Source organism: Neisseria sp. P0001.S005 (genome assembly GCF_051963715.1).
On sequence record NZ_JBQCTZ010000887.1, the window covers coordinates 1 to 317 of the forward strand.

At 51.7% G+C, this 317-nt stretch carries 1 protein-coding gene; it reads right to left on the minus strand.

Going from position 1 to position 317, the window contains the following annotated elements; genetic code table 11:
- The coding region (locus ACTHSP_RS23360; RefSeq protein WP_440347162.1) for an ABC transporter permease at positions 1–317 on the minus strand (317 nt) is incomplete at both ends.

Below are 317 nucleotides of genomic sequence, written 5' to 3' on the forward strand. Positions count from 1 at the left end.
ACCACCTTCACCCCCATCGCCACCGCCACGCCGATGCTGGAAATCACATAGCCCGTCAGATGCGGGATATACAGATAACGGATTTTTTTCAGACGGCCTAATTTATAAGCGTCAAACAATTCCTCATGCTGCTTGTTCACACTCGCCATCCCGACCGCCGCACTCGCAAACGTCAGCGGCGCAACCAATACAATGATGGTAAACAATACGCTCGGATTGCCGAAACCGAACCAAAACAGAGCCATCACCACCCAAATAATCGGCGGCATCGCCAACAAAACCGTAATCACAGGCTTAAGCAACGCCATCGCCGTCTT